Source organism: Pelagicoccus albus (genome assembly GCF_014230145.1).
GTDB lineage: Bacteria > Verrucomicrobiota > Verrucomicrobiia > Opitutales > Opitutaceae > Pelagicoccus > Pelagicoccus albus.
In genome coordinates, this window is record NZ_JACHVC010000001.1 from 308466 (window position 1) to 323909 (window position 15444).

15 protein-coding genes are annotated in these 15444 nt (G+C 52.7%); 7 read left to right on the forward strand and 8 right to left on the reverse strand.

Going from position 1 to position 15444, the window contains the following annotated elements:
- The first annotated feature begins 128 nt into the window (after positions 1-128).
- Genes H5P27_RS01365 through H5P27_RS01380 form a run of 4 tightly spaced genes read left to right on the forward strand, consistent with a single transcriptional unit; the run spans position 129 to position 3275 of the window.
- Complete coding sequence (locus H5P27_RS01365) at positions 129-572, forward strand: type IV pilus modification PilV family protein (protein WP_185658586.1); 444 nt, start codon at positions 129-131, stop codon at positions 570-572.
- Positions 565-1101 carry a PulJ/GspJ family protein gene (locus tag H5P27_RS01370; protein ID WP_185658587.1) on the forward strand — a complete coding sequence of 179 codons (537 nt, stop codon included), beginning with the start codon at positions 565-567 and terminating at the stop codon, positions 1099-1101. Before H5P27_RS01365 ends, H5P27_RS01370 begins: the two co-directional genes overlap by 8 nt.
- A 5-nt stretch (positions 1102-1106) precedes the next feature.
- On the forward strand, positions 1107-2591 hold the full coding sequence (locus H5P27_RS01375; RefSeq protein WP_185658588.1) for a hypothetical protein: 1485 nt from the start codon (positions 1107-1109) through the stop codon (positions 2589-2591).
- A 9-nt stretch (positions 2592-2600) separates the two neighbouring features.
- Positions 2601-3275 carry a hypothetical protein gene (locus H5P27_RS01380; RefSeq protein WP_185658589.1) on the forward strand — a complete coding sequence of 225 codons (675 nt, stop codon included), beginning with the start codon at positions 2601-2603 and terminating at the stop codon, positions 3273-3275.
- A 43-nt stretch (positions 3276-3318) separates the two neighbouring features.
- On the opposite strand, the gene H5P27_RS01385 is transcribed toward H5P27_RS01380, so the two are convergent.
- On the reverse strand, positions 3319-3879 hold the full coding sequence (locus H5P27_RS01385; RefSeq protein WP_185658590.1) for a hypothetical protein: 561 nt from the start codon (positions 3877-3879) through the stop codon (positions 3319-3321).
- Positions 3880-4036: 157 nt separating this feature from the next.
- Between H5P27_RS01385 and H5P27_RS01390 the strand changes: the two genes are divergently transcribed.
- Positions 4037-4843, forward strand: coding sequence for a DUF3891 family protein (locus tag H5P27_RS01390; RefSeq protein WP_185658591.1), 807 nt, complete (start codon positions 4037-4039; stop codon positions 4841-4843).
- 1 nt (position 4844) lies between these two features.
- Here the strand turns inward: H5P27_RS01390 and H5P27_RS01395 are convergent, their stop codons facing one another.
- The 7 genes from H5P27_RS01395 to H5P27_RS01425 form a co-directional block, all read right to left on the reverse strand.
- The gene (locus tag H5P27_RS01395; protein ID WP_185658592.1) at positions 4845-5690 is read right to left on the reverse strand and encodes an FAD binding domain-containing protein; all 846 of its coding nucleotides are present in this window, start codon (positions 5688-5690) and stop codon (positions 4845-4847) included.
- On the reverse strand, positions 5671-8013 hold the full coding sequence (locus H5P27_RS01400; protein ID WP_185658593.1) for a xanthine dehydrogenase family protein molybdopterin-binding subunit: 2343 nt from the start codon (positions 8011-8013) through the stop codon (positions 5671-5673). Before H5P27_RS01400 ends, H5P27_RS01395 begins: the two co-directional genes overlap by 20 nt.
- Positions 8010-8513, reverse strand: a complete 504-nt coding sequence (locus tag H5P27_RS01405) for a (2Fe-2S)-binding protein (protein ID WP_185658705.1) — start codon at positions 8511-8513, stop codon at positions 8010-8012. Before H5P27_RS01405 ends, H5P27_RS01400 begins: the two co-directional genes overlap by 4 nt.
- Before the next feature lie 274 nt (positions 8514-8787).
- Complete coding sequence (locus H5P27_RS01410) at positions 8788-9858, reverse strand: M20/M25/M40 family metallo-hydrolase (protein ID WP_185658594.1); 1071 nt, start codon at positions 9856-9858, stop codon at positions 8788-8790.
- Between the two features lie 24 nt (positions 9859-9882).
- On the reverse strand, positions 9883-10608 hold the full coding sequence (locus H5P27_RS01415; RefSeq protein ID WP_185658595.1) for an SDR family NAD(P)-dependent oxidoreductase: 726 nt from the start codon (positions 10606-10608) through the stop codon (positions 9883-9885).
- 33 nt (positions 10609-10641) lie between these two features.
- Positions 10642-12024, reverse strand: coding sequence for a dihydrolipoyl dehydrogenase family protein (locus H5P27_RS01420; RefSeq protein ID WP_185658596.1), 1383 nt, complete (start codon positions 12022-12024; stop codon positions 10642-10644).
- A 9-nt stretch (positions 12025-12033) separates the two neighbouring features.
- The gene (locus tag H5P27_RS01425) at positions 12034-12588 is read right to left on the reverse strand and encodes a DJ-1 family glyoxalase III (RefSeq protein WP_185658597.1); all 555 of its coding nucleotides are present in this window, start codon (positions 12586-12588) and stop codon (positions 12034-12036) included.
- Between the two features lie 474 nt (positions 12589-13062).
- Between H5P27_RS01425 and H5P27_RS01430 the strand changes: the two genes are divergently transcribed.
- Both H5P27_RS01430 and H5P27_RS01435 read left to right on the forward strand, forming a co-directional pair.
- Positions 13063-13713, forward strand: coding sequence for an OB-fold-containig protein (locus H5P27_RS01430; protein WP_185658598.1), 651 nt, complete (start codon positions 13063-13065; stop codon positions 13711-13713).
- Positions 13714-13733: 20 nt separating this feature from the next.
- Positions 13734-15428 carry a flotillin family protein gene (locus H5P27_RS01435; protein WP_221774565.1) on the forward strand — a complete coding sequence of 565 codons (1695 nt, stop codon included), beginning with the start codon at positions 13734-13736 and terminating at the stop codon, positions 15426-15428.
- The last annotated feature ends 16 nt before the right edge of the window (positions 15429-15444 follow it).

The following is a 15444-nucleotide window of genomic DNA, read 5'->3' on the forward strand; positions in this document are numbered from 1 at the left end:
TCTCATCCGGTAATGGATGAGGAATGACTGGGGTGTTTAGGGACGGGCTAGGGTTAAATAGCTAAAATCGTATAAAATCTGCCTCATCGGGATAGATTTACAAAAGATTTTGCCGAAATAAGAAGCTTATGCTCCGACTTTTTCAGTCTTCAGTTTGCAAGTTTTTCTCTCTGGACCGCAGAGAGAGGCGTAGCCTGAACTCTCGCTCTGGTTTTTCCTTAGTAGAGGTGATGGTTGCGTCCACTATCATGGCCGTCGCCATGATCAGCGTCTTTTCGCTCTCTCTTCAATCGAGCAAGTTGGGCGATGAGGCACGCTTGCGAATGCAGCTTTTGCAACACACCCGATCCGAGGTCGAATCTTTGATCGCCTTACCCTACACATCCGCCGCTTTGCAGGAGGGAACTTACGAGATCTCACGAGGCGGGTTCACGGGCGAGTATACCGTGTCTGTTCGAGCGGGCACCGATGGAGACTGCAAGGATATCGTGGTTCGTATGGATGGACTATCGGGCAGCGACACGATTTCGATCGAACTCAGAACTTTGATGAGCAGTACGCTTCATGGATAATAGAGGTTCACGTACTAAATCCGGTTTTACGCTGACGGAGCTTCTCGTTGCTCTTGCCATAACGGGATTGGTCTTCGGCGGCATGGTGGGCGTGATGGTCTCGCAAGGCCGTTTGGCGGTCTTCAACCAAGCCAGTAATCGCAACCTAACCGATTCAGCGATGATCGTGCAAAAGCTTGTCCACGGACAAGAGGGCTCCTGGGGCTTTCGCACTGCATCCAAAATAGCATTTGCTGTGGTTCCGACGGCTGAGGTTGATTCCAGCGGGTCAGTCGGTTGGCAGGCTGTGTATCGCCACGGTATCGAATTCACAAGAGAAGTGCCCTCGGATATGGCAATCGAGGAGCAGACGCTCGTATATGATCCGAACGCGGATACCATCACGCTCAACGGTAATGTGATTGGTGAAAACGTCGTCGATTCTTACCTGGTCTACAACAACCCGATCGTTGCCATCGGGGTGCAAACGCAGAAAGACGGAACCGGAGTCGAACACATGTTCGAAGCTTCGTGCGCATTGCGAAACTAAAGGAAATGAAGCTCCTCAATTCAAATTCGTATTCTTTTGCTGGTGACGGCCGACTCTCCAGCAAGCGAGGTAACGCCTTGATCACAGTGCTGGTCATGATCGTCTTTCTGGGAGGGTTAACTACCGTTTCGATCAAAGATTCGCTGCATGCCTACAAGCTTGCCAAGCGACAGCACATCCTCGACCAAGTGCTTTACGCTGCGGAAGCAGGCATAGAGGAAGCCGCCCGCAAACTAAATTCCGAAAAGTACTACGGGATGACTCCGGTGGTTTTTGTTCACGAGCTGAGTGAGGACCTGGAAGCGACCGTGACTATGACTCCCTTGGACGCGCAGAGCCAAAACTTCAGATTAACCTCGGTCTCAACCATGGATGGCATCAGCCGAACGGTTACGGTCGAGAAGGCGACTCGTCCCACTTACATGGAGTACGGGCTCTATTTTGAGGACTTCAACAATCTGTGGTGGATCGCCGGCAGCATCACGGATGGAAAAGTTTGGACGGGGACAACTCAAAGCATCAGTGGAGCGAGTCTTGCTAATGGTGAAAAAGAAGGGCCCATCTTCAGAGATGTGAACGAGACCTTGTCCGGCTCGTTTGGAGGCACTCCTGAGTATGCTTCTTATCTCTCCCCCGATATTACCCTAGATGAGTACGAGTACAGCGACCTGCGTTTTTGGAGCGACTACTCGGAAGGCTATCGAACCGAAGTCAGTAAACCCGCGCTCGCCTCGGTCGATTTCGACGAGATCGCAAACGCCTCAAATGCCTTGAGCGTTACCGTTGAAGACATATCGGTGGATGATGTTTCGTATGACGATATCCCAACTCATGGTGCGATTATCTTGAAGGGGCCAACGGAGATTCGATTCGACGTGGTAACCGTTGGTGACCAGGAAGTGGGTATTGTTGCAATAAAGAATAAAGACGCCTTTGGGAACGCATCATGGCATGAGCTCTACAGCGAGTCTCTCGACGTCATCGTGGTCAACGACGATTTGACCACCAATAACAAAAATGAAGTCGATGGAACCGTGACCATTAGCGAAAGCTCGGACCCCAGTATTCTGAAAGGGAACCTCGCGATTGTATCCACCCAGGACACTACCATAAAGGGGGACATCATCTATAACGATCAGGCCCTTGAAACCTCCGGAGACAAGCTACTGATCGCGTCGAAAGAGAACATCTACATCGATCGTACGGACAAGAACGATATGATTCTGCAGGCGGGCTTGATGGCGGCGGGATTGAACTCGTCGGGCTATATCGGACTCAAGGACTACGACAAGTATGGGGTGCGCGGTAATCTCTATTTCACGGGGAGCATGATCGGCGGCAAAGTGTATCCGTTTGGCAACTTCAGCTTCACCGAGGGTATGCTAAATGGGTACAAGACCCACCGTTTTTACGATACTCGTTTTTTGACCGATCCTCCACCTTTTACGCCCTCGCTCAGCAACGAAATCCAATTCTCAGGTTGGCACTAGTTTAGATCAATGTCTCAAGGAATAGTCGCAACAGTTAGCCAGTTTTGGCGCAGCCCATGGTCACTCGTTCTGTCCGGAATCGTGATCGCCTCGGCATTGTCCTATTATAGTCGATACGCGGATGACTTGGCAGAAGCGGATGTTTCAACGGAAAATTTGGAAGACGCGGATTCCGATCATGTTCGCTCTACAGGTAAATTTAGAGAGGTTCCCAATCGATCGTTTGTGGCAAAGCCTAAGGAAGCTCCCCGAACGACTGTTCCAGAAACCGTTACTACTGATAAGCTCGTTGTGAGACAGCTCGACCGTCATGCCCGTCTCCAAGAGCTCGGTTATTACAGCCGGATTCTCGATAATCCGAATACGCATCCGAAGATCAGGCAGCGTATCCAAGCCGAGTACGATCGTTTAGAACAACTGGCTGGGCACAACCGCCAACTTCTTGCCTTCATCCGCAGTTCAGCTTTGCCACCCCCCTTGGATGAACAAGGACGCCCTAAGGCAAAGCTGTCCGCAGCTCTCAAAAACATGAAGGAGACCGGAGCATGGGAAGATATCCATCAATCCTATGTGGCGGAGCTCGAGCGTTTGGCTACTGACCCAAGCACTCCCTCTGCGGATCGGCCGACAGAGGACTATATCAAAATGGTCAAAGAGGGAGGTATCCTCCCCATCGGGTTTTAGGGGGCAGGTTCTTCGCCTCTTTGAATGGCGAGTTACCGAATTGCTATTTTCGCATTTCGCCCTGAACGGGGCGATTTTTTATGCCGAGCGTTTTCTCTATCTCGGCTTCGATGAAGTGGGCTTGCTCTGCTTGGCTCAAGCCCGATAGGAGCTTTGCTTGGCGATTGTCCTGATCAAGGTAGTGGATCTGGTAGGTGACGTTGGTGCCGTTTTTTCCGCGCGTGATCTTTTCTGTGCTGTAGACTTGCCGGATTGATTCTACGGGTACGCTTTTGTTTCCGAAGGTAGGTACCGGGTAGTGCTTGATACTGAGCGTGTATCCATCGATCCGGACGTCTGTTTTGTTCAAAAAGAGCGCGACTGTGTAGTAGATGAGTGCTAGCCCCACGGTGGCATGAATAGATCCGAAAGCGGCCATCATCCATTCGCCCTTGCTGAGGGCGATGCCCATCCACACCACCATGAATCCATTCCAGAACAAGCTGAATAGCAGAAGGAAGTAGGCGACTGCGCTTTTCCAAGTCCTGCGAATGACCACGGCGTCGTATTCACTGAGTAATTCAATGCTCTTGGGTAGGGGAATGAGTGGATCGGGGGAGGACATCGATAATACAGGCTTCCGTGCTCCGGTTGCCTTTACGCAGGAGCTAACTAGGGGCTGCTGAAGTGGCAATCGCTTTGCTCCATTTCTAGGTAAATTTTCGGATGGTAATGCGAAAGTAAAGGGTTTCCGGCACGTCAGTTGCTAACAGTGGGTGTCTATGTTTATTACGCAGGTTGCAGACCGCTGGTTTTTTACCACTCAATCCGACCATAGTAACCTAGTAGGCCAGATCGCCGCGATGTGGGGGAATTCGGATTTCGACAGGCCCGAACCATTGCGGTCGATGATTCTTGCGGCTGCCGAGCACGATCATGTCTGGGTACGGGAGGACCATCAGGGAATTTTGAAACACGACGGAGTCCCCTATGACTTCGCGAATCTACCGTATGACCGACACACCTCGCTTTACGCGGAAGGTGCGAGACAAGTGGGTTCGAGGGATTCTTATGCGGGGCTGATGGTCTCTCTTCACGGGATGGGAATCTACAATATGCGCCACGGTACTGATCAGACTATGATTCGCCGTCGCACCACTGCGAGAGACGAGAAAATTATCGACGATTACATCGATCGAGAAGAGTGCTACCAGTCTGTCCTGAAATCGGACTTAAAGAGCTCGCACGCGGAGTACTTGGAAGATGAATCCTTTTGGACCAATTACCATTTGCTGCAGGTGTGGGATCGTTTAGGAATTCTTTTGAGCAAATACGAGCAGGGCGACTTTGTCATCGAACCTACTCCGACGAACTATTCGGGAGGGCGGACTCGGCTAGAATTCAAATGGTCTGGGGATTTTCGCTATACTGTCGATCCGTATCCATTTGCCTTGCCCGAAGTCAGTTTTTGTTTTCTCGCTCGCTGGCTTGATCGCATCAAGTTTGAGAACGACGAAACGTACCGAAGGTGTCTCGACCTTACGCCTCGAGTGGCGGTGAACTACACCTTTGCTCCAATTAAAGCTTAGTTTAGACGAGTGCCAACGCGGTAGCCGCTTCCTGTAGTAGCGAAGCAAATACGTGGATGCGGTAGGCTTTTGATCCATGGGCGTCGTCTTGCCAGCTAGGGGAGTCTGCTGAAAGACCGCAGGATTCGAGCCACTGCTCTGCGGTCGATTCCAAGTGGTCTTGAGGAGGTCGGATTGCTATTTTGCGAGGTCTGTCAGCCCAGGCGAAAAGCGTTGCGGTTGGAGTTTCCCCATCGGGGGCGAGAGCAATGATTCCGGCTGCAGCTCGGCCTAGGCTTCTCAGATTGACCTCTCGGACAAATGATCGAGGAAGTGCCGATCGGAGCGGAAGTCGAATCCCCGTCAACATCTCGTCCGGCTGAGCAACTGTTTTGAAAGGACCAACCAGAAAGTCCTCAACGCTAAGGATGCGGGTCCCAGTTCTTTGAGACTGCAATTTAACCTCGCCTTCCAAGGCGAGGGCCAAAGCGGGAAGCTCGGCGGCTGGATCTGCAAACGCGATCGATCCTCCCACGGTACCTCGGTTGCGAGTTGATGAAAATCCAAGGCTGGGAAGCAATTCTAGGAATTCCGGGAAGTATCCTTTAATGGCGCTATCTTCTTCTAAATCAACCTGCCTTGTCATAGCTCCAATATGTAGGTATCCGTCTGATACAGAAACACCGAACAGTTCCTCAATCCCATTCGCGTCGATCAACTTTTTGACCCGGATTGTGCGAAGATTAAGTTGGGGGATTAGGCTCTGGCCGCCCGCGAGAACTCGAGCCTCGCCCGAATGGGCGGAAAGCAACTGCAACGCCTCCTCGAGACAATCCGGTCTTATGTATTCAAAGGGTGGAGGTTTCACGGAGATTTGAGAAGAGGAGGGAGGGAGTTAAGGGGATCTTTCGAATGTAGAGGTCTTGTTCGGAAAATGCGTCATCCACTGCCTGGGCAATGACAGCGCTCACTGGGATCGTTCCCGCTTCGCCTGCTCCCTTTACTCCCAAGGGATTTTTAGTCGCAGGGGTCTCTACGTGATCAGTAACCACCTCCGGCATGTCGGGGGCCGTTGGCATCATGTAATCGTGTAGATTGGTCCCGCTGAGTACTCCTTGGGAATCGTAGTTGAGGCTTTCATACAAAGCGTGCCCGAGCCCCATTGAGAAACCGCCGAGGATCTGACCCTCCAAGATCATTGGGTTTATCACTTTGCCGCAGTCGTGTACGATCACGTAGCGAAGCACTTTTATTTCGTAGGTATTGGGGTCGATCTCAACGATCGCCGCATGCACTCCGTTGGCAGTAGCGCCCATCTCTGGGCCGAAGTAGCGAGTCGCTTCAAGCCCCGGTTCCGCATCGGGTGGCACCGCTCCCCGTAACGGGTTCGCCTCGCGAGCGAGCTCGCCAAGACCCATTTTTCGAGTTGGGTCATTGACCACCTGCACAAAGCCGTCTGACAGCTCCAGTGACCCTGCAGGAACGTTCCACTTCAAGGCGGCCATTTGTAGAATCTTGCTTCTGACAGCTTGGGCAGCCGCGTGACAGGCGTTGCCGCCGACCACAGCCCCTCGACTAGCGAAGGTGCCGGTCCCCCAATGGAAAATTCGCGTATCCCCGGTAGTGACACGGATCATTTCAAGCGGCACTCCGAGTTGTTCCCTTACGATCTGAGCGAAGACTGTGAAGTGCCCTTGCCCTTGTGTGCCTATTCCTGTTGCTACGGCTACTGACCCATCGCTACCCACTGTGACTCGAGCTCCTTCGTATGGACCTATTCCCGAGCCTTCCACGTAGGCGGCCAATCCGATGCCCACTCGCCGTCCTTGAGCGAGATAGTCGGCTTGTTCTTTCTGTTTGAAAGATTCGTATCCAATATGTTCGAGAGCGAGGTCGAGAGCTGGCTCGTAGTTGCCGCTGTCATAAGTTAAGGCTGAAAAGTCTTGGTAGATAATACCGTGCTTATGGGGGAAGTCGTCTGGCTTCAGGAAGTTTCTACGGCGTATCTCGTGAGGGCTTAGGTTTAGCTTTTTCGCCGCTTTGTCCAAAAGGCGCTCCATGGTGAAAACTCCATGTTGACGTCCCGCTCCGCGAACGGGAGTGACCGGAGTTTTATTGGTATAAACAGCTTTGAAACGGCTCTTGTAGTGCGGGACCTTATACGGTCCGAGCAGGGTGCATTGGCTGTTTAGGGGAACGGTTAATCCATAGGGGTTGTAAGCTCCCGTGTCGTGGATGAAGTCGTCCTTCACGCCGATGATCACTCCGTCAGCTGTGAGAGCCATTTCAGCATGATGCACCTGACCTCGCTCCTGAGTGGTTGCCACGAAATTCTCGGTTCGGTCTTCGATCCACTTGATTGGACGTTTTAGCTTCAGGCTCAGCCACCCGATTACCATCTCTTCCGAGTACATGATCATGATCTTGGGACCAAAACCTCCACCGATAAAAGGGGCGACGACTTCCACTTGCCCCTCTCTCAATCCAAGGTAATCGGCGAGCAAGTTACGCAGCGGAATAGGCGCCTGTGTGGTTGCCCACACTGTCATCTTTTCGGTGTGAAAATCGTATTCGGCCACGTAGCCTCGGTTCTCCATAGAAGCGGCCAAGGGGCGCTCGTAGTGGAAAACGTCTGACACGATGAGATCTGCCGAACTAACGTTCTTATCGTAGTCGCCTTTTTGCTGCAACGCTTCTGCTGCCAGATTACTATCCAGATCCTCGTGGATAAGGGCAGCGTTCTCGCTGAGCGAGTCTTGGAAACCGACTACAGGGGCGAGTGGTTCGTATTCAACCTCAACCAGTTCCGCCGCATCTTCTGCAATGTAGCGACTCTCCGCCACCACAACCGCCACCGGTTCCCCGGCGTAGCGAGTTTTGTCGCTCGCCATTGGCCACTGGGTTCTCTGGCGAAAAACGAGATCCTGAATCGGGGGAGGGGGAACGATCAGTGGGCCAGATTTGTAGGTATCGCCCATATCCTCGGCGGTAAATACTCCGCACACACCATCGAGTGCCCTAGCCGACTTTGTGTCGATAGATCGAATACGAGCGTGGGCATAGGGGCTTCGGACGAAGCAGAGATGTAGCATTTCGGGACGTTGCACATCGTCCACGAAGAGAGCTTTTCCAGCTAATAGTTTCGGGTCCTCCAATCGCCGGCTTCTTTGGCCAAAGGAATGCGGCTTCATTGCGATTTCTCTGCGATTTCGCTGGCGCGACCTAGAGTTGCTAGGGCGGCCTTCACGATGTTTTGGTAGCCAGTGCAGCGACAGAGGTTTCCTGCCAACTCCATGCGGATCTCTTCCTCGGTCGCCTCGGGATTGCGTTTTAGGAAAGCGGTCAAGGTCATCAAGATGCCTGGGGTGCAGAATCCGCATTGCAAGGCGTGGCAATCTTGGAAGCTCTTTTGCAATGGCGTCAGCTCGCCACCATTCGCTTCAGCCAAACCCTCTACTGTGGTGATCTCGACGCCTTGGCATTGGATTGCCAGCGTTAGGCAGGAGCGAGCGGGAAGGCCATCCATGAGCACAGTGCAGGCACCGCAGACCCCTTGTTCACAGCCGACGTGTGTGCCGGTGAGAGACAGCTCGTGCCGAAGGAAATCGCTCAGCAGGGTCCGAGGTTCCACCTCTTTGCTAACTGGGTTTCCATTGACGGAAAGTTCTAGCTTTGTGACGTGAGGGTTCAGATTTTTCCTCCCTTTTTAGCTAGTGGCTTGGAACTGCCAAGTGGAGCGACTTGTTCGAACTTTGAAACTGGCATGTACAAAGCAGTTTTAGCACAACCCGTTCCAACTGTAGGGTGTAGCTTGGTTAAGGGAGGCTTGCCTGCTTTTTATGCTACTGACGCTTAGCGAGAGGCAAAAAAAGAGGAGACTAGCCGGTCTATGACGCTGCCAAGTCTCCTCCTTATCGAAGTGTGTAGACCGCCGATTTTAAATCGGCAGGCTATCGGAACGATTGCTACCAGTTTCCGTTTTCGCCATCTTTCAAGCCCTTGGCGAAGGCGCAGAGAAGTTGGATACAGTACTCGGCGTCCTGCAGATCGATCACTTCGCTTGGAGTGTGCATGTAGCGAAGAGGCAGGGAGATGAGTCCGGTCGCAACGCCTGGTCCGGCAACCTGAATGGCTCGGGCATCAGTTCCAGTTGGGCGTGGGTCACCCTCGAGCTGGTAAGGGATATCGTTAGCCTCGGCGGCATCTATCAGCTTCTGGTAGACGATCGGGTTAATATTCGGCCCTCGCGTAATGATCGGTCCACTTCCAAGCTTGAATTCTCCAAACTTGCGCTTGTCGCAGTCGGGATGGTCGGTGGCATGACCGACGTCTACGGCCACGGCAAAAGTTGGGGCCGCGTTGAAGGCGGATATCATGGCTCCGCGAACACCGACCTCTTCTTGGGCGTTGGCGACTGAGATAACCTTAGCCTGCAGATCGGCCTTCTCCTTGGAGAGGCGTCGAAGGGCCTCGCCGACGATGTAGGAGCCGCCCTTGTTGTCGAAGGCACGCGCTGTAGCTACTGTACCGTGCAAGAATTCGAACTCGTGGTCGTAGGTCGCCACGTCTCCGATCTGCACTCGGGAAAGGGCTTCCTCTTTGTCTTCGGCTGCGATGTCGATCCACATTTCGTGAATCTGAGGGACCTTTTCGCGATCCTTGGCATCCATCAGGTGCACCGCACGTTTTCCGGTGACGCCCTTTACTATGCCGTTTCTTGTTTGGATCAAGACGCGTCGGCCAGAGATGACAATGCGGTCGTGACCTCCAAGTGTGTTGAAGTAGAGGAATCCATTTTCGTCGACGTAGTTGATCTGCAACCCGAGCTCGTCCAGGTGTCCGGCGAAAAGTACCGAGGTGTCGTTCTCTGGATTCAAAATTCCAATACGGTTCCCGATGGTGTCCTTCTTATAAACGTCTGCAACGGGTTTGACGTATTTGTCGTATACGGCCTGCGATTGTTGCTCTGCCCCGGAAGGGCTTTTGGCTTCGAGCAATTCGAGAAGGAATTCGGGAGCTTTTGGTTCTGATGTCATAAAATGGGTGTAGTTAAATATAGGTTAGGCGACGCTATAGGTTTCGCCGTTTTTCAAGGTAGTCGCATCGCTCAGAAGGTCCTTGATCTTTTGGGCGACCGCTTCTGGCCCTGGGACGAGTCCGTCCTCTTTGAGTTTAATGAAGCGAGCAACGTCCGGAAAGACCTCAGGCGGCACATTGCGGATTTGCTCCTGCATGGAGGTTTCCATGACGCCTGGATTCAGGTTGATGAATGTGGCTGGGTACTTAGCTGTCGCCTGCTCCGCTGCGATGGTCCGGACCAGTTGCTCCTGTCCTGCTTTAGAGGCGCAGTAGAGCGACCAACTCGCCTTCGCTTTTTCGGGCAAAGCAGCTCCGCTGGAAATCTGTACGAAGACTTTGGGTACGTCTAGATCTTGTGTGTGACGCAAAAAGGCGGAGGCGGCGACGGCAGAGCCAGACAGGTTTGTGGCGATTGTTTGTTCGATGTCGAAGGCGTCCAGGTTTTGAGCTGTGTTGAGCTGCCCAAGGCGGCCTGCATTGGCGATGAAGATTATTGAGTCAGAGCTCTGCAGGTCTTCTTCGGCCAGAGCGGTGTCGATGATGGAATCAGCCAATTGCGGTTTTGTGAAATCGCAGCTGTGAAAGATGCCTTGGAAATCTCCCTGCCCACGTCCGAAACCCACGATGCGAGTGTTTTCGTCTGAGAGGGTTTGTGCTAGGGCACGTCCTAGCCCTCTGGATACGCCGGTTATGAATATTGTCCTCATCGTGCTCTTTCTGTTCGGATTTTGTGCGGGCGACTACAGTTCGTCGACGATGTCTTCGAGCGGGTAGCTCATGATCTCCGCAAGGGTAGGATGGTACCAATGCGTCTTCAGCAAATCGGCCGCAGTGAGGTTGTTGGAAACCGCTACGGATAGCGCATGGATCAGCTCTCCCGCATCTTTGGATACGATCTCGGCACCCAAGATGCGTCCGCTTGGTTTTTCGCCAAAAATGCGAACGAATCCATACTTCGCTTCCATGAGGATCGACTTGCCGTGATCGTCGAAAGGGTAATCCGCGGCGATGTAGTCAATACCGCGTTCCTTCAGAGCCTTTTCTGTCAGGCCGACGCGAGCGACTTGAGGATCTGTGAACACTACATCCAGCATGTGGTCGTAGTTTAAGGGGCCGGGGCCCGGTTTGCCAAAGGCGTGCCTTGCCGCGTATTCACCCTGCAATACAGCGGTGTGAACGATTTCGAACGGTCCAGCACAGTCTCCCGCGGCATAGATGTCTGGATTGGTGGTACGCTGATGCTCATCGGTCTTGATCTGGCCGTTGGGGAGCAAGGCGACACCGGCTTTTTCCAGACCGAGATTTGCGGTATTGGGCCTGCGGCCCATCGCATTGACAACGTAATTTGCTGTCACTGATTTTTCTTGTCCTTCGTGGTCGAATACAGCGGTAAATCCTTTGCCTGTCTTCTCCACGCTCTTCAGCGTGGTGCCGGTGTAAAGATCGAGCCCTTCGTCTCGGAACGCTTTTTCAACGGTTCTGGAAACGTCTTCAGCCTGATCTTTCAGGATGTGCGGGCTGCGTTGAATTTGAGTGACCTTGGTGCCGACTCGGTTGAGGAATTGAGCGAGCTCGCAGGCGACTACACCACCTCCAAGAACGATTACGGATTGAGGGAGGAAATCGAGATCCAGCACTTGGTCGCTAGTCCAGATTTCAGAATCGTTGAGACCAGGTACTGCAGGAATGGATACGCTTGATCCGGTCCCGATAATGAATTTCTTGCCGGTTAAGCGAGTGCCATCGCTTAGTTCGATGGTGTTGCCATCAATGAACTTGGCGAAAGAACGGTAGAGGTCGTATTTTCCGGAAGTCATTGATTCGACTCGGTAGTCGGAAAAATCCTTTATGGTCTCTACCTTGCGTTTATGCAGGGCAGTCATATCGACCGTCGCCTCTGGGATGTTCAGGCCGAATTTTTTCGCGTTTTGGGCGAGATGAAGGACTTCGGCCGAGTAGATCAAGGTTTTCGAAGGCATGCAGCCCCGCAAGATGCAGAGTCCTCCCAGCTCTTCCGCTCCGTCTATCACGGCAACGCTGTCGCTGTAACCTCTTGCCACGCGAGCTGCGTTGAATCCGCCTGATCCGCCTCCGATGGCGATGAAATCGTATGTTTTAGTCATGTCGGGGTTTTAGAAATTCGTGTGAATGGATGCCGCGATATCTTGGGCCGCGGTGGCTCCCTTGAGTTGTTTAACGAGTTCGAGAGAGAATTCGACTGCGGTTCCCATGCCTTGGGAGGTGGTAACATTTCCATCCGTGACAACCGGAGCTTCGCTTGCGGATGGCAGGTCACCCCGCACTGAAAGGTGGGATGTCGCCTCGCGACCTTCGAGAATGCCGTGTTTAGCTAACACTTTCGGGGCGGCGCAGATGGCGGCCACCCGTTTACCTGACTGGTTCTGCTTTACGAGGATTTTGCGCAAGGGCTCGTTGTCGAGGAGCTGTAAGACTCCAGGTCCACCGGGAAGTACGACCAGATCGAAGGAAGTGGGGTCGAGTTCCGCAATAGAGGTGTCCGCTGAAAAGTTGATCTGGTTACGGCCAGTAATGGATAGCTCTGAGCTGACGCTAGCGACGGTGACATCCATTTCGGCTCGCCTCAGGATATCGACTGGCGTGAGAGCCTCGATTTCCTCGATACCGTCGAAAACGAGGACCAGGACGCGTGTTTGCTGATCTGACATATGCTTTATTTGTCGCACGCTCACCTGTGCAAGCAACCCATTTTGCAGCTTAGAGATCCGAAGTCGCGGTATGCGGTGGGGCTGCTGGATGAACTTAGATGTCGTTTCACTTCCGTGTATCTTCTTTTTGTGATGATGATATCTCGGCAAGACGTGTCTCTTGGTGGTTTTGCTGCCGCGACTGCCAAGGTTTTCTGAATTTCATTAGATTTCCAGATTTGGAATATCAGGATAAGTGTTGAGTGAAACGAGACTAAGCGAAATTACGCTTTGTGTATCCTGAAAATTATTGACCACCAAAAATGGCTTGGATTTGTTGAGACCTTAAATCCCCGTTGTTTTGTCCCACCCAAATTCACTGCCCCTCTTCGATATCGGCGACCCCTTCGTCGTTTGTTTCCGATGTGATCTGGCTACGGCTGATACTCCGAGGCAGGACGGCTACACTGCGATAGCAGGTCATATGGCTAGACTATGATCGACCACATTTTATCGCCGCAAAACACGCTGTTCGCCATCGCACTAGGGCTCTTTCTGCTGATCTTCATGGTTCAGGCCCTCAGTTTTGTAGTAGGCTTGGAGCCTTTTGGATTCTTGGATAACTTGTTGCCGGATATTGAAATTGATGTTCCGGAGGTAGAGAGTGTTGGGGTCGTAGATAGCATCCTTTCGATGCTCAGGCTGGGGAAGGTTCCCTTTGTTTTTACCCTGATTGTTTTCTTGTTCTCGTTTTCCCTGATCGGGATTTACGGGCAATTAGCCTTAGTCCGACTCGGTTTGCCGATGCTCCATTGGGCTCTCGCGTCGCCCCTCGCTTTTCTCGTTAGTTTGCCGATCCTCCGTATCAGCAATGCGTTTATGGCCCGCTGGTTGCCTAAGGATGAGTCGTATTCGATTTCCTCTGACGCGTATGTTGGCTGCCTAGCGACTGTAACGATTGGCACTGCGACTAGCGAACGTCCGGCAGAAGCGAGAGTCGATGCTCCGGACGACAAAACTCACTACATACGCGTGATCTCCGACGATGCTGAGAAGGCCTTCTCGAAAGGCGACCGAGTCTTGGTCATCAAGAAAGTTTCGGGAGGGCTTTTCCTCGTGGTAGAGCCCGACGAATGCCTCCTTTAACCCCCTCATTGTTACCACTGATGCAAATAGAACTGCTTCTCCCAATCACCCTAGGTCTTGTCCTATTTTTGACCTTCCTGTTCATTCTGTCGCGTTTCTATAAACGTGCCACCAAAGAAGTCGCTTTCGTGCGAACCGGCTTCGGCGGAGAGAAAGTTATCCTGGATGGAGGTTGTCTGAAATGGCCCGTTTTCCATGAGATCATTCCTGTCAATCTGCGTACGCTGCGCTTGCAGGTGGATCGCAAAAACGAGGAAGGTCTTATCACCTTGGACCGAATGCGTGTCGACGTGACGGCGGAATTCTACCTCCGCGTGAAACCGGAGACGGAGACTATCGCGAAGGCAGCTCAAACGCTCGGCGAACGCACGATGAACCCGGACAAGCTCAAGGAGCTGCTGCAGGGTAAGTTTGTGGATGCTTTGAGAGCTGTGGCTGCGGGACTATCGATGCAGGATTTGCACGAGCAGCGAGCCGATTTTATTCAGACGGTACAAAACGCGTTGAGCGAGGACTTGCTCAAAAACGGACTTGAGCTCGAAACGGTTTCGTTGACGGCGCTCGATCAGACTGGGAAAGAATATTTCAAGGAAACAAACGCCTTCGACGCCCAAGGTTTGGCCAAGTTGACGGACATTACCGAGTCCAAGCGCGAGGAGCGGAATCGAATCGAGCAAGAGACCCGTATCAAGATTGAAACGCAGAACCTCGATGCCGAGAAACGGAGTCTGGAAATCAAGCGCTCCGAAGAGTTCGCCCGCTTGGAGCAGCAGCGCGATATCGAGGTCGCTCGCGCTCAGCAGGATGCGAAAATCAAGTCCGAAGCCGCCGAACGTAAGAGAGAGGCAGAGCAAGCTCGCATTGAATCCGACCGAGCTGTGCGCGAATCGGAAATCGAGTCTAAGCGAGCCATCGACGAGCGAGACATTGAGTCGAAACGCTCGGTGGAAATTAAGAATCAGGAAGCTTCGATCATCGTGGCGAAAAAGTCCGAGGAGAAGTCCAAGGCTGAAGCCGAAGCAGCGAAGGCGCGATCCGGTTTCGTGCGGGAAGAGGAAAACGTGCTGACGGTTAAGGAGACCACCATTGCGGAAAGAGAAAAGCAGATTCAATTGATCAGAGCTAAAGAAGAGGCCGAGAAGCTGGCATTGAGCGTTACGATCTCGGCCGAAGCTGAAAAGCAAGCAGCGGTGGATCGGGCGGACGCAGTATTGACCGAAGCCAAGGCAGAGGCGGAGAAGATAAAGATAGTAGCGGAAGCGGACAACAAGCGGCTAGAAGTGGAGGCCCACGGTCTCCAAGCGATCAATACGGCGAAAAACATCTTGGATGGGAAGATCGTAGAGTTCGAGCTGCGCACGCTCATTGCCAAGATCGCTCCTGAAATTGTAGCGGCCTACACGGAGCCGATGAAGCAGATCGATAGCATCAAGATTCTTCAAGCAAACGGATTTGGAGGCGGAGGTTCAGGTGGGGCCAATGGCGTTGCGAGCAGTGGAGGTTCCATTCCGAATCAACTCACGGATGCCATGCTAAACTATCGGATGCAACTGCCGGTGATAGACAAGATCCTAGCCGAGCTTGGAATCGATTCCAGCTCAGCGGAGGGGATTTCCAAGATGATTGAATCTTCGGTTTTGCCGAAGGAGCCGAGCGTCGAATCGAAGTCCGAAGTAGAGTTGCAAGAAAACGGCGTTGAAAAGTCGGCTAACTAGCTGATCTCAGTTTTTG